A 16,485-nucleotide genomic window follows, 5' to 3' on the forward strand; every position below is an offset into this window, starting at 1 on the left:
CCCTTGCATTACAAAGAGACTATCATTGAGTTAGTCGGTAAGATACAAAGCGAAAAAGTCCTCAAGAGGATATATAAATTCGTTTTATATCTGTACACCCATGAGACTGGCAGTTGAAAAAGACTGTCAGTCTTTTTTTATTTCACGCAGGTATTTCATCGAATCGTCCTCCGACAAGATTTTGCGTCCGAGCAAATAACCGGAAAGACTACACAAACGCTGAACCTGTTCCTCGTCATCAAGCATGTTAAACATTTCAAGCAAAATCAACTCTCGACGAGTGAGAGAATATAAATCAGATGCTTTTTTCATCATTTCTCCTCTCTCAATGAAATGTAATAATCAACAAGTCTGTCAAATGCCTTGATGTCATCATCCGAGGCATACAAGAGCATTTTTATCATATTTTTGCGGGTCTCATTTTCACCCGCCATGATGCGGTCGATTCTTTCAAAAAAGTCATCGTCGGTCTCGACGAACATTTCTCCCTCCCCAGTCGTCAACCACATATAATCAACACTAAATTCACGACAGATCGCTTTTATATTTGCATCGGTGAGAGAATTTTCACCTTTTTCTATTTTAGAAACCGCTGCCTTTTTGATTCCGAGCCTATCACCGAATTTTTCAAGTGTAAGACCGAGGGTCTTTCGCACTTCCTTGACACGCTCATTCTGCGTCATATAGTTTCACCTCCCTTGTTTTTCTCAAGCATATCACGGTAACTGACAAAAATCAATAAAAAAGTTTCCTCAAGATACAAAAAAGTATTGACAAAGTATCTGCGAGATATTATGATGTATCTACAAGATACAAAACAGGAGGAACAAAACAATGATGAAATCCGAATTTGAATCCCTTGCAGGTAGAAACGTAACAGATGAACAGTACAAAGCAATCGAGACATTATACATGAGTAGCAATCTTGAAAAAGCAGAATTTGTGAAAAGCATCAGAACAATGCTCAAGAGCATCCCGCAGCCGGAAAAGAAAAAGGACATCAAGAGAATGGCTGTGAGAGACCGGAGTGGTTACAGAAAGACACCGAACGGGTGTTATTACCATATCGAATACGTTGAACTGGTGGACATCGACATCAAAACAGGGAAATACATCATCAAGCCACTTGAGGACAAGGATTTTGAACAGTTGGCAAAAGACGGACACGATTTGAATTTGAACACATGGTTTGATTTTGATTATGAGGATTGCATCGACGAGAAGAAAAGACCGATTGAATTGAATTATTAAAGCCGAAACGGGGCAGCAGTCGCCCCGTCAGCGTCCGGATGGCGACCGACGCTCTGACGATGGCAAGCCGAAAGACAGCGTCGGAATACCGTGAGAAACATGGCAGCGGGTGAACTTGCTAAAAGGTTCATAGTTGGATGACAGGTTTTCGGTGACTTTTTAAGGCGAAAAGACACAACACGGTAAATTCAGCCGGAACAGAGGCGAGGTCATGAACAGACCGAGAGAGCCTCCACAGGAGGAAACAGGATGCAGGAAATGAAATATTTCAACGAGGGAAATGATTGCGACATCTGCAAAAACCAACTCATGACAGGACGAGACGGAACGGTCGAGGATTGCCGGAGGAGACAGAATGGGTTGTCATGCAGATTCGAGGAGCGTGACATTCGGACATGTCCGGTGTGCGAACATGAGGTTGATCGTGAGGATATGTATTTCACAAAGGATTGTCATGGAATCCCGTTCAGACTGGTGTGTGACAGATGCTATCAGAGAATCATGTCAAAAGGATATGACGGGGAATATTACACAGAGGCAGACGAACAGATTGAGGACGACTATTGAGAGCCGAAACGGGCAGCAGTCGCCCGTCTGTGTGGGATGACCGCCCACACATTGACAAGGCAGGTCAGAACAGGAGGTCAGACGGATGGAAGTCGGACGTATATTGCCAACCGAGGCAGCAGTCATATTGAATGTATCACCGCAATTCATCCGAATAGCGATGCAGCAAGGGAAACTCCCTATCGGAACAGCGGTGCAGATGTCATCAATATGGACTTATCACATTTCGGAGAAACTGCTTGCAGATTATTCCGGAAAAGACATACAGGCAGAACTTGAGAGAATCAGAGGAAAGAGAGGAGCGTGACATATATGTCAAAGGATGAAAGAAAAGAAATGATTGAGAATATCGCAGAGCGGTTCACACAGATGGATGACGTTGACAAGTCCTATATTGCCGGATATATGGCAGGAAAACAGGAGGAACGTCAGAAATGGGAGCAGCAGGGAAAGACAGCGGTTGCAACAGCGTGAGGATGACTTGTGTTTGATACGGAGGGGGCGATTTACGAGGAATACACCTAAAAAATGAATATGCAGAGCATGAGAAAAAAGAGCAAAAAGAAAGGAGACCGTTGCAGCGGTCTCCCGTTTAGCAGTCTGTGTCAGACGCTCAAAACCTAAAAATATTATAGCAAATCTGACACCATATTGCAAGCATGAAAAAGCGGGGGAAACCCCGTGATTCAAAGGGTTTCAGACCCTTTTGACGACCTTGTGATGGATAGTAACAAGTCGTTGAAAAGTATATATAAGGGCAGCAGGAGGAACGGTGTCAGAATGGCAAAGAGAAAGAAAGGGATGACGTTCATCCCGTATGACTATGAGGCAGCATACAACAAGAGCCTTGAGGACATGAATGAGTTTTTTGTTGAGCAGATGTTCAAGCATGGGAAAAAGGTTGTATATGCACTCAAGGAGATACGAGCAGGAGACCAGTTCGAGGTTGAGATATATCCACAGTTCAAGAAAATGGATGAAGTACCTCCGGAGGGTCGGAGTATCAAAAAGGACAATGACAAGGCTCAAAGGAATCTGAATGACAAGAACGCAAGGAAATATGTGGAGCGTCTTATCAATGAGAATTTCACGGACAGGGATTTGTGGCTCACGTTTACATACGACAATGAGCATCTCCCTCCAGACGGAGACATCGACGCAGCAATCAAGAACGTGCAGAAATTCATCCGACGGGTGAATTATCAGAGAAAGAAAAGGGGTCTCCCGAACGCAAGATATGTCTATGTGACCGCCTACAATCCGACAGAGGAAATCCGGTGGCATCATCACATTGTCATGGATGGCGACATGGACATGGATGTGGTTGAGGGATGTTGGAAACAGAGCAGCAGGAACGAGGTTCGGAGGCTGCAAAAGGACGAGAACGGTTTAACAGGAATGGCAAAGTATATCGTCGAGGAAAAGAACAGGGTGAAATCGGAGAAACGGTGGAACTCCTCACAGGGATTGAGAGACCCAGACATCAAGGTGGTTCATTCCAAGAGACCGACAGCAAAAGCCGGAGGATATAAGAAAATCGGAACATACGTCGAGACCATGAGAAAAGGACATGAGCAGGTTCGTGAGCAGATGTTGAAATGGTATCCGGATTTTGATTTTACGGATGCGGGAATCTATTACAACGATTTCAACTCAATGTTCTACATACGGGCGAGAATGAGGAAACGGAGGCAGCAATGAAAGTAAAAAGAAAGAGAAGAATGAGCAGGAGGAGACGGGAACGGACATATATTGCGGTGATGGTATTACTGGCGATCGCTGTGAGCATAGGTCTGACACGCTCTGTCATGCGAGATGACAAGGAATTTGAGGAGTATGAGCAGCAGTCGCAGGAGTTCAATGCACGGATGCAGAGAATCGACGAGAAAAGAGAGGCATCCGGACAAAATGCAATGCTTGAGCAGGTGCGAACATGGCAGCAGGACACAGAACCGGACAAGTATGCAGTATTTGACACCATGTCGGAAGACTGGGGAGGCGAGGAGGATGGATTCGTGCTCTATGAGATACCGGAGGAATACAGTCGGACAGGTGGCTATTTTCCGGAAAAGATGCAGGTATATACATATTGCGTCTGCAAGCAGTACGGGGTCAGATATGACCTTGTGGTCGCTCTGATTGAGAAAGAATCCGGATATAAATTCGACAAGGTTGGTGATGATGGTCATTCTATCGGGTACATGCAGATATATGAGGAGTGCCACAGAGACAGGATGGAGCGTCTGAACGTCACAGACCTCACGAACCCATATCAGAACGTACTTGTCGGGATTGATTACCTGTCGGAACTGATTGAGAGATACGGAACGATTCAAGATGCACTTGCAGCGTATAACTACGGGGAGCAGGGAGCAAAACAACACCTATGGAAAAACGGAATCTATGTGTATGAGTACAATCAGACCATCATGAGCCGGATGAAAGAAATTGAGGAGGAACTGGAGCAGGATGCAGGTGATTGAGAGGATTCTGCACATGTTGAGGGTCAAGGATTGCAGACATGTGTGTCTGTTCTGTGAATATTATGACATGTGCAAGCAGGAGACAGGCAGCAGGAAAGAGGTGAAAGAGAATGAACATGAGATATGCAATGAGAAGTGAGGACACGGAGCAAATCAATGTCGTGTCGTGGGCGAACTGGAATGTGAATCGTTATCCGGAATTGAAATGGCTGCATCATGTACCGAACGGAGGCAGCAGGAACAAGCAGGAGGCGGTCAAACTCAAACAGATGGGTGTCAAGGCGGGTGTATCTGATTTATGCCTACCGTACCCGAAAGGACTGTACTGCGGATTGTACATCGAGATGAAATTCGGTGATAACAGGCAGCAGGAGACACAAAAAGAGTTTCTTGCAGACATGGCAGCAGCAGGACATTTCGTCGCAACCTGCTATTCAGCAGAGGAGGCAATCAAGGTCATTGAGGAATATCTGAAATTAGAGAAAGAAATACAAACGGGATTTTTCGAGGATGCGGAAAGAACAACAATGAGCATCCCGAACAACAGCATCCTCAAGAACGGGGAAATCAAAGAGAGCAAACCGAGAAAGAAATGAGGAGGTGCAGCAGGATGACGGTCAAGGATATTATGACGTTGCTTGAAAGTCCGGACAGGGTTCGGGTCATCAAGGACGGTGAGGAGATATACAACCAGTATTTTGCAAACATGGAGGTTGACAAGGACATCGTCGCACAGATAGGAGATGCAGAGGTCAAGAGATTCCGAGCAATTCCGGAGATCACTCACAGAAAATACAAGGAACGGGGTCTCATTGCACCGATGAAACCGGAGGAAACACCGGACTATTCTTTCAGAGATTTGCAGTTGTGCATATACCACACAATCACGATATAGCGGGGAGGTGAGGACATGAGGAAAATCATCATTGTGGCAGCAGTCGTTGTCATAGCACTGGGAGCAGGGTTCACATATACACTCTACAAGGTGGGCGAGGGGATGCACCTGCACCGCTGCGGATGGAGACAGCCGGACGACAGAGGTTTCATGTAACAGGTAACAAGAGGATAACAGGAGGAACAGAAAAAATGAGAATTATTGCAGTTATGTCACCGAAAGGTGGAATCGGAAAGACAACGACATCGGATGCAATCGCCTACATGTTGGGGGAGGAGCAGGAGAAACGTGTTCTCATTCTCGACGGAGACCCGCAGGGAGATACATCAAAGACATTTGAGGCATACGAGCCGGAGGGAACAGGAATGAGTGAACTGCTTGAGCGTCATGTGAGCGTGGGCGGGTCATACCGGACAACGGACTTGATAAGACCCACACAGTACAGTCACATTGACATCATTCCTGCAAACGGGTATCTCATGCAGACAGACATGAAACTGCTGCTCAAGCAGGAGGCAAATCAAGTCACGAGGCTGCGGGATGCACTGGAGGAAATATCCGAGGCATACGACTATTGCATTTGTGATTGCGGTCGTCTGCTTGATATGGTGGTCATCAACATTCTACTGGCAGCAGAACTCGTCATTGCACCCGTAAAGGTCGGAGGATATGAAAACGAGGCGATTCACAATTTGCAGGAGCAGGTTGACGACCTGCGGGAAATCAATCCGGAACTCCGAATCAAAGGTCTTGTGACCATGAGGCAGAAAAACAAGACATCACTGGATTTCGAGGAGTGGATGAAAACCAGTTCCGGATTTGACATGTTCGTCACACCGATTCGTCGGTCGATTGTAGCGGAAAAGGCATCCATGAGAATGGCAGTCCTCCCGCAGTTTTCAAAGAACTGCATCGTGTCACAGGACTATCGCAATGTGGTTCATGAATTACTCAAGGAACTGGAGGGGTAGACATGAGCGGTTTTTGCAGATGGTACGGGAAAGACATGGAGGATGTGACGGAACACGAACAGGAACAGTGTGAGGAGAACGGTCAAGACTGTCGTGAGTGTCCGGATTTAGTGATAAAGGAACAGGAGGCAGCAGGACATGAACGATACAATACAGATTCTTGAATTATTCGGGGGAATCGGTTCGCCCCGATGTGCCTTGAGAAATTTGAACATCCCGACAAAAGCAATCGACTATGTGGAGATCAATGAAAAAGCAGTCCGGTCATACAATTCGATGTTCCGTGAGGAATTAGAATATAAAACACAGACGGTCGTCGGATGGAATCTGAAACCGGATATTTTGATTCATGGTTCGACTTGCCAAGATATGAGCATCGCAGGGCATCAAGGAAAAGCGACGGGAGACGGAAGAATCAACAGAGGAAAAGGTTCGGACGAGGGGAGCGGAACACGTTCCTCTCTCATGTGGGAGACAATACATATCATTGAGAATATGGGAGAATGGCGACCTCGTTATGTGATATGGGAAAACGTGAAGAATGTGAAATCAAAGTACATGAGACCGAATTTCGACAGATACATGGTCGAGATGGAAAAACTGGGGTACACGAATAATTATGCGGTTTTAGATGCAAGAGAGTTCGGATTGCCACAGGCGAGAGAAAGAGTGTTCACGGTTTCTGTTCTGAATGGTGAAAAATTTGAGTTCGATGACCTCATAAGGACACCGATGCGAAACCTGCAAGAGTTCCTTGAGGATGACGTTCCGGACATCTACGATGTGACACAACCGTCCGTCCTTGCATGTATCGGAGAAAAAGGAATCCGGAGAGCGACGGTCATCAAAGATTGTGCATATACAATCACAACAAGGCAAGACCGGACACCTGCACAGGTCATCGACCGAGGAGATGGACGGTATCGGTATTTGACAGAGCGTGAGTGTTGGAGATTGATGGGATATACAGACGAGGATTTTGACAGGGCGAAAGCAGTTCAAGAGAGAAACGGGAAATATTACAAGGCTTTATATGACCAAGCAGGGAACAGCATAGCAGTTCCAATATTTGAGAGCATATTCAGAAAGATAATTTTGCAGGAGGTCGCATGAGAGCGACAGAAAGAGAGGAATGAACATGGGAAACATCATCAACACAGCACCGTGCCGATTCTGCGGACAGATGGTGCAGATCGACAGTGAGGAGAAACTGACACAGCCACAGGCAGAGGAACAGGCGACAATGTCCTGCACCTGTGAACAGGCGGTTGAGTATCAGAAAGAGAAACAGAGGAAAGAAAAGGCGATGCAGAACGTCGCTGCATTGTTCGGAGAGGCAGCAGCACCGGAAAAGAGATGCAGTGAGGGCATCGTGAACATTCTCAAGGCAGCAGTTGAGGAGATATACACCGGAGGACTGGCAAAGGTCACTCTGAACCTCCGAGGGGGGGGTCAAAGCATCTATATCACAGAATAGCAAAGGCGAGATAAACGTCGAGCGTACAGAGACCAAAAAGCAGAAATTAACAGAATAGGGGAGCGGATGCGTGTGACCGAAAGAGAGATATGCGGGTCATTCCGGAGAGCGGAGAATCAAAAGCAACAGATTCAGATTTTGACGGAACTGACCTGCAAGAGCAAATATCAGATAATCGGTATATTGCTGCGGAATGGCGAGAAAGTACCGAAAAGCATCGAAAACCAGTTATACAAGAGACTGGACGCACTCGACGCACAGATTTTCGAGTGTGAAATGGAATACAAAGAAATCGTGACCGCACTGACGGGAGAAAACAGGAGGAAAGAACATGGCAACAGGATTCAGCGTCATGGACGCACTGAACAAGAACAGTAAGGCAGGAGTTGACGAATCACCGAGGGCGAGATTCCGGACAAAGGACATTTCAATTTTCAAGATGTACCGGAACAAACTCAATTTCTACGATTTAGCAGATATTGAGGAACTGGCAGGAGACATCCTCATGTATGGTCTCAAACAGAATCTTGAGGTTGTATTTGAGCCGAATGAGCAGGGTGAATATAGAATCGTCGCAGGTGAGAGACGGTGGCTTGCACTCAAGCACCTTGTCGAGCAGGGATATAAAGATTTTGAGATTGCGACTTGTAAACTGACCACACCGCAGGACGAGGACGAGGAGCAGGTGGAAATCATCATCGCAAACGCATACCGGACAAAGTCTCTCAAAGATGTCATCGAGGAGGAACAGCGTCTCAAAGCGTGTCTTGAGCGAATGAAAGCGGATGGAAAGAAAATCAAGGGATATGACCTCCAGTCCGGTCGCCTCCGTGATGTCATCGCATCAATGCTCAAGATGTCAAAGACCAAGATCGCACAGATTGAGAGTGTCAACAACAATCTGATTCCGGAGTTTCGAGAGGAACTCAACAACGAGCGTCTCACATTCTCCGCAGCGTATGAGTTGAGTGGGATGTCTCCGGAGATGCAGCAGGAGGCACTTGCAAAGTACAAGGAAAACGGAGAATTGTCCTATACGGAAATTAAGGACATGAAATCACCGCAGAAACAGGAACAGGAGCAGGATGCAGCAGGGCAGCAGGACACCGTGTCAGATTCAGACACAGCAGGGCAGCAGTCATCCGAAAACAGCATGAATCCTCCGGAGGAAAAGAAAGCGGGCGATGATTATGAGACACCGCATCCGGAGGGAATCACATCAATCTGCTATTCCTGCACCGAATACGAGACATGCAACGTAAAGACCGGAACATGTACCTCATGCGACCAGTACAAGAACCGTGCAGAGGCATACAAGACCGATGAACAGAGATACAACGAGGAGCAGGATGCAATCGACCGTGAGACGAAAAAGAAACTCCGTGAACAGGCAGAGGAGGAGAAGATGAACAACCTCCCGTCAGATACACAGGAGAACGGTCAGAAAGTACATCACATTAAACTGGGAGCAACATTTTTTGAGGAGGTTGCATCCGGAGAAAAGACATTTGAACTCCGGAAGAATGATAGAGGCTATAAAAAAGGCGACATCCTTGAGATGATGGAGTTCAAGGACGGAAAGAACACCGGACGCACCGTGAGAGTGCTTGTGACATATATCCTTGAGGAGTTTGCGGGTCTTGAGGACGGATATTGCATCATGGCAACATCACTCGTGAAAGAGGGTGCTGAATGATGGAAAAGAAAAGAAACGTGTGCGGAGTTGTAGTCGCAGGAGACGGAGACCTGTTCCATACCGGAGAGGTGATTGAACCATCCGAGGAGCAGGAGGCAACTCCGGAACAGGAGACAATTTCGGAAATGGACAATATAGAGGCGAGGAGGTAAAAAAACAATGGATGACATCAGACGAGGAGAGATATTCTATATCGCACGAGGGGGGGGCGACGAACGGGAGTGAGCAATTTGCGGACAGACCCGCAGTCGTAGTCAGCAATGACGAGAACAACAAGCACTCCGGAGTGATTGAGGTTGTGTATATGACGACGCAGCCGAAAACAGACCTCCCGACGCATGTGACCGTCCGCAGTACCGGACGATTATCCACAGTATTGTGTGAACAGGTGTCGTCGGTATCGACCGACCGTGTGAATAACTACATCGGGCAGGTATCGGAGCAGGAAATGAAGAACATCGACATCGCTCTCATGATTTCCTTACAGTTGAGTGGTGGAGGAAAGACATCAAAGCAGTACAACGAGACGATTCAGAAACAGCAGGAGGAAATTGAATACTATCGCAACAAAATTCAAGCGATGCAGCAGTCGTTAGAAGAAAAGGAAACAGAAAAGCCACAGGAGGAAGCAGGAGAGACATCGGAGATCGTTGTGAGACTTGAGACGGAGCGTGACACATACAAGGCATTATATGAGAAGTTATTCGAGAGGATGCTGAATGGAGGAACGGGAAAGTGAAAAAAGGACAATTAAAAGCATTATTTATCGAGACAAAGGGAACAGGTCAGAAATATATCGGTGTAATGATTCAGACAGAGGGCAGCAGTGAACCGGAGGTCGTCATCAATCCGAAAGAGAATTTCAATGCAAAATTCGACTATTACATGGCAGCGTATGACGATGATTTGATTCTGATTACTGCAAAAGGGAAAAAGGACATCAGAATCACGGGAGCAGCAGCGGGAGCATCGTTCGAGGACATCCAGTCACAACTCATTGATGAAAAAGCGTCATCCGGATGGAAAGAACAGATTGCGGATGCGGTGGACAGGGTCGTTGATAAGATGCTGAAAGAAACTCCTCCGGAAACGGAGGAGGAGAGACAGAACTGCGAGACCATGAGAGAGACAATCAAAGGAATGTTCCTCACGCAGAGACGTTCAAAGACAGAGGCAGCGTTCATCACCGAGAATATTGACAGATACGAGGAATTGTTTGAAATCTGCATGAATGGCGATGATACAGAGTTCAAAAAAGGCATCACGGAATTGCAGAAAGCACAGAATGAGTATATTTTGCAGAAAGAGAGGGAAAACGGATGAACAAGGTCATTTTGATGGGTCGTCTCACGAGAGACCCGAATGTCAGATATTCACCGAGGAACAATTCACAGGAGGAAATGGCGATCGCACGATATACACTTGCGGTTGACCGTAGAGGAGCAAAAGACGGGCAGCAGTCAGCGGATTTCATTTCCTGCGTTGCGTTTGGACGAGATGGAGAGTTCGCAGAAAAATATCTCAAGCAGGGAACGAAAGTGGTTGTCACTGGACGGATTCAGACGGGGTCATATACGAACAGAGACGGTCAAAAGGTCTATACCACAGACGTGATTGTCGAGGAACAGGAATTTGCAGAGAGTAAGAAAGCAGCAGGGCAGCAGGACGGGAACAACGGAGGGTATTCGGATGCAGGTGACGGTTTTATGAATATTCCGGACGGAATCGACGAAGAACTCCCTTTCAATTAGGTGCGGAGGAGGATGGAGACATGGGATTCGTGGAAAAGGTGAAAAACGTCATTTCAAGACTGCGGGCAGCGGGAAAGACAGAGAAAGAGGTGTCTGAAATCATCGAACAGGCAGCAGAGGCAGCAACGGTCTTGAAAAAGACGGAATCTCCGGAACATCCGGAGAAAATCAAGTCAGCAGGAGGAGAAAACCTGCAAGATGCTCTTTTGAAAGCGGGAATCAGTGCAAAAGAGGCATTGACCGCATTTGAGAGCATATACAGACCGAGGCGACAGGAAAAGTCAAATAATTGGAGGAAATATCATGGATTGCCTCTGAAAAGGTCAAAAGGAGGAAAACGACGTGGAGACAGAAAAAGAAACGACAGCAATTCAGAAAACGCAGGTGTATCTTGAGAACTATCGGGAAATAGAGCGATATATCAAGGACGCAATTTCAGAAGTGTCGCAGATTGACGATGTATCAAGATATAACATATCGGCAGAAAAAGCGTTCCTACAGTCTATCAGAGAGTGCAAGGCAGAGACGGTCATTCTGTTCGAGCACATGAAAAAGGCTCTTGCATCGCTGAAAGAGGATGCAGAGGCAGCAGGTGAGGGGTACAAGTACGACGCACTTGAGGCAGTATATATAAAGGGCAAGTCATACGAGGATATTGTGAGGGAGACAGGATGCGGAAAGAACTCACCGAAAAAGTGGTGCAGATCAATGACAGAACGTCTCTCAATCAAATTATTCGGTGCAAAAGCAATCGAAAATGACAAAATCGGAGTGAAATGAGAGTGAAAACGGGGTGAAATGAGGGTGATTTCGGGGGTAAAAAGTGGGTGAACAAAAGCAAATATAAACGTGCTAATATGATAGCGTGAACAGTTGAGTGAGCGATTGCAGAGATGCAGTCGCTTTTTTCTTGCCTGTTTGCCCTCCTGTTATATGCGGGCAGCAGGACACTATCATGTGCGATGTATGCCCGCCTCTTGAAAGGCATGAGAGGCAGCAGGAGACTGATGGACAGAGAGGAGTGAGCAGTGTGTTATTGAAAGCATGTAAGGGATGCGGTCGCCTTATCCCACAGGCATTGACCATGTGTGAGCAGTGCGAGGCAAGGCAGCAGTCAAGGCATGTGACATATAACAATACACGCAGAGACCCACGAGCAGCAGAGTTCTATCTGTCAAAGGAATGGCGGGAGTTGAGACCTGTCATCATGAGTGTGTATGAGTATGTGGATATATATGCTCTGTATGTCGAACACCAGTTGATAACGCTGAAAGATTCAGACCCCATCCACCACATCATAGAACTTGAGGAGGACTGGGAGCAGAGGTTGAACCCATTGAACTTGATACCCTTGAGCCATCGGACACACAACACAATCACAGCACTATATAAACAGAGCAATGCAAGCATGAAAGCAACACAGACACAGTTGAGGTCGCTGATTGATTACCATTTCAAAGAGGCAGGGGGATATGAAAAAGTTTTATGTGACCGTTTCCTAGTCGCACCCCATCTTTTCTTTGGAGAAAACTCCCCACGAGAAAATCAAGACGCAGGGGAGTGACGAAAAGGTGTCAGAATGTGACACGAAACTCGTGAACACTGGACGGAAAGGGGGTTGATGCTGCATGGCAGGACAGAGACAACCGACCGATTTGGTGGTCATGAAAGGAAAAAAACACCTCACAAAAGCAGAGATTGAGGCGAGAAAAAATGCGGAGGTGGTCGCCCCAAACGACAAAGTCAAGCCTCCGGCATATTTGACACCGGAACAAAAGAAGAAATTCCGGAAATTGTCAAAAGAACTGCTTGCAATCAAACTCATTGCGAACGTGGATTGTGATGCACTGGCGAGATTACTGATTGCACAAGACCAATACATCGAGATAACGGACAAAATCAGAGAAACTCCGTTGATGGTCGATGTTCCGGTCTATGAGATGCGAGAGAATCCGGACACAGGAGAACAGGAACGTGTACAGGTCGGAACACGGGAGGTTGTGAACGGTGAGAGGGAGCGTCTCATGATTATACAAGACCGCTGCATGAAACAATGTCGGCAGGGGGCATCGGATTTCGGAATGACGGTCAGCAGTCGGTGTCGGTTGGTAGTTCCGAAAGCAAAGGAAACAAAACCGGAGAACAAATTCGCCAAGTATGCGAGTTCATAAATGGCAGCAGGGGCAACAGTGACCGACCGTTGCACACAATACGCTCTTGATGTCGTTGCAGGTGTCATCATTGCAGGTGAATATGTCAGACTGGCATGTCAAAGGCATCTTGACGACCTCGAAAAAGCGAAAGCAGCACCATACAAATATTATTTCGACGTTGAAAAGTCCGAGGAAATCATCAATTTTGCGGAAGAATTGACAATCGCAGAGGGTGACGAACAGGAAAATGTGACAGCGTACCCGTTCCAGTGTTTCATTTTAGGGTCTCTGAATGGGTGGAGGACAAAAGAAAAGGGTCACAGACGGTTCAGAACGTCCTATGTACAGTTAGGCAGACAGAACGGAAAGTCGTTCATCAATGGTATTTTAGCGTGTTACTATGGCAATTTTGACGGGTACAAATACGGAAAAATCTTTTGTACTGCGACAAAACAAGACCAAGCGAACATTGTTTTTGATGAAATTGTAAAATTCATCAATTCCGACGAGGATTTGTCGGAGTGGTTCAAGGTGCATGAGCATAATCACACGATAGATTGTCTCTGTACACATTCGGAAATCAAGGCATTATCCGGAGATACCAAGTCACTGGACGGACACCGTGCATATTTGGGAATCGTTGACGAATACCACGCTCACAAGACAAATCAGATGTACAAACTGCTTGAGGGAGGTATCAAGAAATTAAAATCCGCACTGATCTCCGTCATAACGACAGCGGGGTTCGATTTGAAATCGCCTTGCTACAAGTTATATGAGTATTGCTGCAATCTGCTGAAAGGTGTGTTTGAGAACGACAGTCAGTTCGTGTATATAGCACAGTTGGACACAGCGGATGACCTATACAAAAAGGAGAACTGGATAAAAGCAAACCCGATTCTCGAATATGACGAGGATGCACTGGAGAATCTCGTTCCGGTTGCGAATACTGCCCGTGATATGGGCGGGGAGGATTTGCGAGATTTCCTCGTTAAGCAGTTAAACATGTGGATGCAGTGGTCAAACGCACTGTACATCAAGGACATTAAAGACTGGAAACGATGTGCAGCATTGCGAACGCTCAAGGATTTCAGAGGCTCAAAATGCTATGTCGGAGTTGACCTGTCGTCCGGAGGCGACTTGACATCCATCGCAATCGTCATCCCGTACATGGTTGACGGTGTGAAAAAGTATTTTGTGCATACTCACTCATTCATACCTGCGAGCAGAGTGGACGAGCATATCAAGACGGACAAAGTTCCGTATGATGTATGGATTTCAAAAGGTCTCGTGACAGTCACGGAGACACTAGGAGGAATAAAGACAGATTACAAGTACATCATCAAGTACCTTGAGGATTTAATCAAACAGAATGATTTGAAACCTCAACTTGTGTGTTATGACCCACACAACGCATCTGCGTTCCTGTCAGACCTTGAGGCACTGGGATTCGATTCTGTGGCAATTACACAGACAGCAAAGGAACTCAATGACGCAACAGTTGATTTCAGACTGGAGATAAAAGCAGGAAACGTCGTGATTGAGGGAACAGAAGTCGGAAAAGGCAAGGTTGTTCCGTTCGATGAACTGCTGACGTGGTCGATTGCAAACGCAAAGACTATCTCGAACAGTTACGGTGAAATCAAAATCGACAAGGCACTCGACGAGGACAGAATCGACCCGATTGACGCAATCATCGACGCATGGAAAGCAGCAATGAAAGAGGAGTACAAGCCGGACACAAATGAGGTTGTGAATGAATGGCTTGAAATGTATGAGAAATACATGGGGAAAGGCGGTGAGAAAGAATGAACCCATTTAGAAAAATAGCAAACAGTTTGATGAACTGGTGGAAAGGTGAAACTGCACCGGAGGTCGGTGATTCAACGGAACTGACAGGCGGGGTGATGACGCTCAACTCACCGTCATTCCTTGAGAGCATGGGTTTGAGCAGGAGGAGAAAGACAACATCAGAGGTGACATATTTCACATGTCTCAAGATGCTGTCGGAAACTCTTGCGAAAATGCCTATCAAATATTATCAGAGAACGGACAAAGGAATCATTGAGGCAGAACAGACGGACACGTCGAGACTGCTGACCAAGAGACCGAACCCGTTCATGACACCGACGGTATTTTGGAACACAGTGGAAATCAACCGCAATCACTACGGGAACGCTTATGTGTACATGAGAAAGAAATTCATCCGGAAGAAATACGGAGGAGAGGTCAAAATTCTTGACCTGTGGGTGATGCAGTCGAATTGTGTTCAGATTGTTGTGGATGATGCAGGCATATTCGCAGGAAAAGGACGCTTGTGGTATGTCTACACAGACCCGACATCCGGAAGTCAGTATGTATTTGACACGAGTGAGGTCATGCACTTCAAAACATCATTCAGTTTTGACGGTGTGACAGGTTTACCAGTGCAGCAGATTCTCCGTGACACAATCTCCGGAGCATCGGCATCACAGAGGTACATGAACAGCTTGTATGAAAGCGGATTGACAGCGAAAGCGACGCTTGAATACACGGGAGAGTTGAATGATAAAGCAAAAGAGGCACTCGTGAAATCGTTTGAGGATTTCGGCAGCGGAGCGAGAAACACAGGAAAAATCATCCCCGTACCGTTAGGGATGAAACTGACACCACTCGACATCAAATTGTCAGATTCACAGTTCTTTGAATTGAAAAAATACACTGCATTGCAGATCGCAGCAGCGTTCGGTGTGAAACCGAATCAAATCAACGACTATTCAAAGTCGTCCTATGCGAACAGTGAGTTGCAGCAGTTGTCTTTTTACGTTGACACAGAACTGTTCGTCATCAAGCAGTATGAGGAAGAAATCAACTATAAAATGCTAACGGACGAGGAACAGGATGACGGTTTTTATTACAAATACAATGAAAAAGTTCTTTTCCGGACAGATTCAAAGACACAAATGGAATACCTGAAAAACGGTGTCAGTGGCTCAATCATGAAACCGAATGAGGCACGACGCAAACTTGACCTCCCCGATGGAGAGGGTGGCGACACTTTACTTGCAAATGGCAGCATCGTTCCGCTGACAATGGCAGGAGCAGCATATCAGAAAGGTCAAATCGAGCAAGAGGAGACCGAAAAACCGGAGCAACCGGAGGAAGAAACAGAGCCGGACACAGAGCAGCCGGACACAACAGGACAACCGGACGAAACCGACGAGGCAGAGGACGAGGAAGAACAGGAGGGAGGTGAATAATC

General features: G+C 46.5%; 28 protein-coding genes. 26 read left to right on the forward strand and 2 right to left on the reverse strand.

Annotated elements, in window-relative coordinates; genetic code table 11:
* Positions 1–126 precede the first annotated feature (126 nt).
* Both ABIN22_RS06320 and ABIN22_RS06325 read right to left on the reverse strand, forming a co-directional pair.
* Entirely contained in the window at positions 127–315 is a 189-nt protein-coding gene (locus ABIN22_RS06320) for a hypothetical protein (protein WP_145981893.1), read from the reverse strand.
* Entirely contained in the window at positions 312–683 is a 372-nt protein-coding gene (locus ABIN22_RS06325) for a helix-turn-helix domain-containing protein (RefSeq protein WP_055062316.1), read from the reverse strand. The genes ABIN22_RS06320 and ABIN22_RS06325 overlap by 4 nt, the downstream gene beginning before the upstream one ends.
* 151 nt (positions 684–834) lie before the next feature.
* Here ABIN22_RS06325 and ABIN22_RS06330 point away from each other — a divergent pair, with 151 nt between their 5' ends.
* The 26 genes from ABIN22_RS06330 (at position 835) to ABIN22_RS06455 (ending at position 16,483) form a co-directional block, all read left to right on the forward strand.
* A complete protein-coding gene (locus ABIN22_RS06330) occupies positions 835–1,251 on the forward strand; it encodes a hypothetical protein (protein WP_055062315.1) in 417 nt (138 codons plus the stop codon).
* A gap of 249 nt (positions 1,252–1,500) precedes the next feature.
* Positions 1,501–1,818 (forward strand): hypothetical protein, encoded by a 318-nt coding sequence (locus ABIN22_RS06335; RefSeq protein ID WP_004605244.1) that lies wholly within the window; start codon positions 1,501–1,503, stop codon positions 1,816–1,818.
* Positions 1,819–1,903: 85 nt separating this feature from the next.
* Positions 1,904–2,125 (forward strand): hypothetical protein, encoded by a 222-nt coding sequence (locus tag ABIN22_RS06340; RefSeq protein ID WP_003506129.1) that lies wholly within the window; start codon positions 1,904–1,906, stop codon positions 2,123–2,125.
* 5 nt (positions 2,126–2,130) lie between these two features.
* Positions 2,131–2,292 (forward strand): hypothetical protein, encoded by a 162-nt coding sequence (locus ABIN22_RS06345; protein WP_003506130.1) that lies wholly within the window; start codon positions 2,131–2,133, stop codon positions 2,290–2,292.
* Between the two features lie 306 nt (positions 2,293–2,598).
* Positions 2,599–3,519 (forward strand): rolling circle replication-associated protein, encoded by a 921-nt coding sequence (locus ABIN22_RS06350; RefSeq protein ID WP_100932010.1) that lies wholly within the window; start codon positions 2,599–2,601, stop codon positions 3,517–3,519.
* Positions 3,516–4,301, forward strand: a complete 786-nt coding sequence (locus ABIN22_RS06355) for a lytic transglycosylase domain-containing protein (RefSeq protein ID WP_346907394.1) — start codon at positions 3,516–3,518, stop codon at positions 4,299–4,301. The genes ABIN22_RS06350 and ABIN22_RS06355 overlap by 4 nt, the downstream gene beginning before the upstream one ends.
* Positions 4,288–4,440 carry a hypothetical protein gene (locus tag ABIN22_RS06360; protein WP_004605249.1) on the forward strand — a complete coding sequence of 51 codons (153 nt, stop codon included), beginning with the start codon at positions 4,288–4,290 and terminating at the stop codon, positions 4,438–4,440. The genes ABIN22_RS06355 and ABIN22_RS06360 overlap by 14 nt, the downstream gene beginning before the upstream one ends.
* Positions 4,412–4,897: a VRR-NUC domain-containing protein gene (locus ABIN22_RS06365; RefSeq protein WP_346907397.1), complete on the forward strand. Its 486-nt coding sequence runs from the start codon at positions 4,412–4,414 to the stop codon at positions 4,895–4,897. Before ABIN22_RS06360 ends, ABIN22_RS06365 begins: the two co-directional genes overlap by 29 nt.
* Positions 4,898–4,911: 14 nt before the next feature.
* On the forward strand, positions 4,912–5,196 hold the full coding sequence (locus tag ABIN22_RS06370) for a hypothetical protein (RefSeq protein ID WP_003506140.1): 285 nt from the start codon (positions 4,912–4,914) through the stop codon (positions 5,194–5,196).
* Between the two features lie 15 nt (positions 5,197–5,211).
* Entirely contained in the window at positions 5,212–5,352 is a 141-nt protein-coding gene (locus ABIN22_RS06375) for a hypothetical protein (protein WP_004605252.1), read from the forward strand.
* A gap of 35 nt (positions 5,353–5,387) precedes the next feature.
* Positions 5,388–6,167, forward strand: a complete 780-nt coding sequence (locus tag ABIN22_RS06380; RefSeq protein WP_227065937.1) for a ParA family protein — start codon at positions 5,388–5,390, stop codon at positions 6,165–6,167.
* Positions 6,168–6,169: 2 nt separating this feature from the next.
* On the forward strand, positions 6,170–6,331 hold the full coding sequence (locus ABIN22_RS06385; protein WP_171902342.1) for a hypothetical protein: 162 nt from the start codon (positions 6,170–6,172) through the stop codon (positions 6,329–6,331).
* Positions 6,306–7,280: a DNA cytosine methyltransferase gene (locus tag ABIN22_RS06390; RefSeq protein WP_346907399.1), complete on the forward strand. Its 975-nt coding sequence runs from the start codon at positions 6,306–6,308 to the stop codon at positions 7,278–7,280. The genes ABIN22_RS06385 and ABIN22_RS06390 overlap by 26 nt, the downstream gene beginning before the upstream one ends.
* A gap of 25 nt (positions 7,281–7,305) precedes the next feature.
* Entirely contained in the window at positions 7,306–7,644 is a 339-nt protein-coding gene (locus ABIN22_RS06395; RefSeq protein ID WP_346907401.1) for a hypothetical protein, read from the forward strand.
* A gap of 66 nt (positions 7,645–7,710) precedes the next feature.
* Complete coding sequence (locus ABIN22_RS06400; protein ID WP_003506150.1) at positions 7,711–8,022, forward strand: hypothetical protein; 312 nt, start codon at positions 7,711–7,713, stop codon at positions 8,020–8,022.
* Positions 7,976–9,340, forward strand: coding sequence for a ParB/RepB/Spo0J family partition protein (locus tag ABIN22_RS06405; RefSeq protein ID WP_346907403.1), 1,365 nt, complete (start codon positions 7,976–7,978; stop codon positions 9,338–9,340). The genes ABIN22_RS06400 and ABIN22_RS06405 overlap by 47 nt, the downstream gene beginning before the upstream one ends.
* Complete coding sequence (locus tag ABIN22_RS06410; protein WP_346907405.1) at positions 9,337–9,492, forward strand: hypothetical protein; 156 nt, start codon at positions 9,337–9,339, stop codon at positions 9,490–9,492. The genes ABIN22_RS06405 and ABIN22_RS06410 overlap by 4 nt, the downstream gene beginning before the upstream one ends.
* 11 nt (positions 9,493–9,503) lie before the next feature.
* Positions 9,504–10,079, forward strand: coding sequence for a type II toxin-antitoxin system PemK/MazF family toxin (locus tag ABIN22_RS06415; RefSeq protein ID WP_346907407.1), 576 nt, complete (start codon positions 9,504–9,506; stop codon positions 10,077–10,079).
* The gene (locus ABIN22_RS06420; protein WP_346907409.1) at positions 10,076–10,663 is read left to right on the forward strand and encodes a hypothetical protein; all 588 of its coding nucleotides are present in this window, start codon (positions 10,076–10,078) and stop codon (positions 10,661–10,663) included. The genes ABIN22_RS06415 and ABIN22_RS06420 overlap by 4 nt, the downstream gene beginning before the upstream one ends.
* Positions 10,660–11,091, forward strand: a complete 432-nt coding sequence (locus ABIN22_RS06425; protein ID WP_003506157.1) for a single-stranded DNA-binding protein — start codon at positions 10,660–10,662, stop codon at positions 11,089–11,091. The genes ABIN22_RS06420 and ABIN22_RS06425 overlap by 4 nt, the downstream gene beginning before the upstream one ends.
* 20 nt (positions 11,092–11,111) lie before the next feature.
* Positions 11,112–11,486, forward strand: coding sequence for a hypothetical protein (locus ABIN22_RS06430; RefSeq protein ID WP_346907411.1), 375 nt, complete (start codon positions 11,112–11,114; stop codon positions 11,484–11,486).
* A complete protein-coding gene (locus tag ABIN22_RS06435) occupies positions 11,434–11,871 on the forward strand; it encodes a hypothetical protein (protein WP_346907413.1) in 438 nt (145 codons plus the stop codon). Before ABIN22_RS06430 ends, ABIN22_RS06435 begins: the two co-directional genes overlap by 53 nt.
* Before the next feature lie 175 nt (positions 11,872–12,046).
* A complete protein-coding gene (locus ABIN22_RS06440) occupies positions 12,047–12,655 on the forward strand; it encodes a hypothetical protein (RefSeq protein WP_346907415.1) in 609 nt (202 codons plus the stop codon).
* Between the two features lie 64 nt (positions 12,656–12,719).
* Positions 12,720–13,262 carry a phage terminase small subunit P27 family gene (locus ABIN22_RS06445; protein ID WP_003506163.1) on the forward strand — a complete coding sequence of 181 codons (543 nt, stop codon included), beginning with the start codon at positions 12,720–12,722 and terminating at the stop codon, positions 13,260–13,262.
* The gene (locus ABIN22_RS06450; RefSeq protein ID WP_044910793.1) at positions 13,263–15,056 is read left to right on the forward strand and encodes a terminase large subunit; all 1,794 of its coding nucleotides are present in this window, start codon (positions 13,263–13,265) and stop codon (positions 15,054–15,056) included.
* A complete protein-coding gene (locus tag ABIN22_RS06455) occupies positions 15,053–16,483 on the forward strand; it encodes a phage portal protein (RefSeq protein ID WP_430517195.1) in 1,431 nt (476 codons plus the stop codon). Before ABIN22_RS06450 ends, ABIN22_RS06455 begins: the two co-directional genes overlap by 4 nt.
* Positions 16,484–16,485 lie beyond the last annotated feature (2 nt).

Origin of the sequence: Faecalicatena orotica, assembly GCF_905197545.1 — a bacterium.
Classification (GTDB): Bacteria; Bacillota; Clostridia; order Lachnospirales; family Lachnospiraceae; genus Faecalicatena_A; species Faecalicatena_A orotica.

Bases quoted from the DNA above. Each gene is read 5' to 3' on its own strand.
- ABIN22_RS06320 (WP_145981893.1), bottom strand. From the start codon at position 315: ATGATGAAAAAAGCATCTGATTTATATTCTCTCACTCGTCGAGAGTTG.
- ABIN22_RS06325 (WP_055062316.1), bottom strand. From the start codon at position 683: ATGACGCAGAATGAGCGTGTCAAGGAAGTGCGAAAGACCCTCGGTCTT.
- ABIN22_RS06330 (WP_055062315.1), top strand. From the start codon at position 835: ATGATGAAATCCGAATTTGAATCCCTTGCAGGTAGAAACGTAACAGAT.
- ABIN22_RS06335 (WP_004605244.1), top strand. From the start codon at position 1,501: ATGCAGGAAATGAAATATTTCAACGAGGGAAATGATTGCGACATCTGC.
- ABIN22_RS06340 (WP_003506129.1), top strand. From the start codon at position 1,904: ATGGAAGTCGGACGTATATTGCCAACCGAGGCAGCAGTCATATTGAAT.
- ABIN22_RS06345 (WP_003506130.1), top strand. From the start codon at position 2,131: ATGTCAAAGGATGAAAGAAAAGAAATGATTGAGAATATCGCAGAGCGG.
- ABIN22_RS06350 (WP_100932010.1), top strand. From the start codon at position 2,599: ATGGCAAAGAGAAAGAAAGGGATGACGTTCATCCCGTATGACTATGAG.
- ABIN22_RS06355 (WP_346907394.1), top strand. From the start codon at position 3,516: ATGAAAGTAAAAAGAAAGAGAAGAATGAGCAGGAGGAGACGGGAACGG.
- ABIN22_RS06360 (WP_004605249.1), top strand. From the start codon at position 4,288: ATGCAGGTGATTGAGAGGATTCTGCACATGTTGAGGGTCAAGGATTGC.
- ABIN22_RS06365 (WP_346907397.1), top strand. From the start codon at position 4,412: ATGAACATGAGATATGCAATGAGAAGTGAGGACACGGAGCAAATCAAT.
- ABIN22_RS06370 (WP_003506140.1), top strand. From the start codon at position 4,912: ATGACGGTCAAGGATATTATGACGTTGCTTGAAAGTCCGGACAGGGTT.
- ABIN22_RS06375 (WP_004605252.1), top strand. From the start codon at position 5,212: ATGAGGAAAATCATCATTGTGGCAGCAGTCGTTGTCATAGCACTGGGA.
- ABIN22_RS06380 (WP_227065937.1), top strand. From the start codon at position 5,388: ATGAGAATTATTGCAGTTATGTCACCGAAAGGTGGAATCGGAAAGACA.
- ABIN22_RS06385 (WP_171902342.1), top strand. From the start codon at position 6,170: ATGAGCGGTTTTTGCAGATGGTACGGGAAAGACATGGAGGATGTGACG.
- ABIN22_RS06390 (WP_346907399.1), top strand. From the start codon at position 6,306: ATGAACGATACAATACAGATTCTTGAATTATTCGGGGGAATCGGTTCG.
- ABIN22_RS06395 (WP_346907401.1), top strand. From the start codon at position 7,306: ATGGGAAACATCATCAACACAGCACCGTGCCGATTCTGCGGACAGATG.
- ABIN22_RS06400 (WP_003506150.1), top strand. From the start codon at position 7,711: ATGCGTGTGACCGAAAGAGAGATATGCGGGTCATTCCGGAGAGCGGAG.
- ABIN22_RS06405 (WP_346907403.1), top strand. From the start codon at position 7,976: ATGGCAACAGGATTCAGCGTCATGGACGCACTGAACAAGAACAGTAAG.
- ABIN22_RS06410 (WP_346907405.1), top strand. From the start codon at position 9,337: ATGATGGAAAAGAAAAGAAACGTGTGCGGAGTTGTAGTCGCAGGAGAC.
- ABIN22_RS06415 (WP_346907407.1), top strand. From the start codon at position 9,504: ATGACATCAGACGAGGAGAGATATTCTATATCGCACGAGGGGGGGGCG.
- ABIN22_RS06425 (WP_003506157.1), top strand. From the start codon at position 10,660: ATGAACAAGGTCATTTTGATGGGTCGTCTCACGAGAGACCCGAATGTC.
- ABIN22_RS06430 (WP_346907411.1), top strand. From the start codon at position 11,112: ATGGGATTCGTGGAAAAGGTGAAAAACGTCATTTCAAGACTGCGGGCA.
- ABIN22_RS06440 (WP_346907415.1), top strand. From the start codon at position 12,047: ATGTGCGATGTATGCCCGCCTCTTGAAAGGCATGAGAGGCAGCAGGAG.
- ABIN22_RS06445 (WP_003506163.1), top strand. From the start codon at position 12,720: ATGGCAGGACAGAGACAACCGACCGATTTGGTGGTCATGAAAGGAAAA.
- ABIN22_RS06450 (WP_044910793.1), top strand. From the start codon at position 13,263: ATGGCAGCAGGGGCAACAGTGACCGACCGTTGCACACAATACGCTCTT.
- ABIN22_RS06455 (WP_430517195.1), top strand. From the start codon at position 15,053: ATGAACCCATTTAGAAAAATAGCAAACAGTTTGATGAACTGGTGGAAA.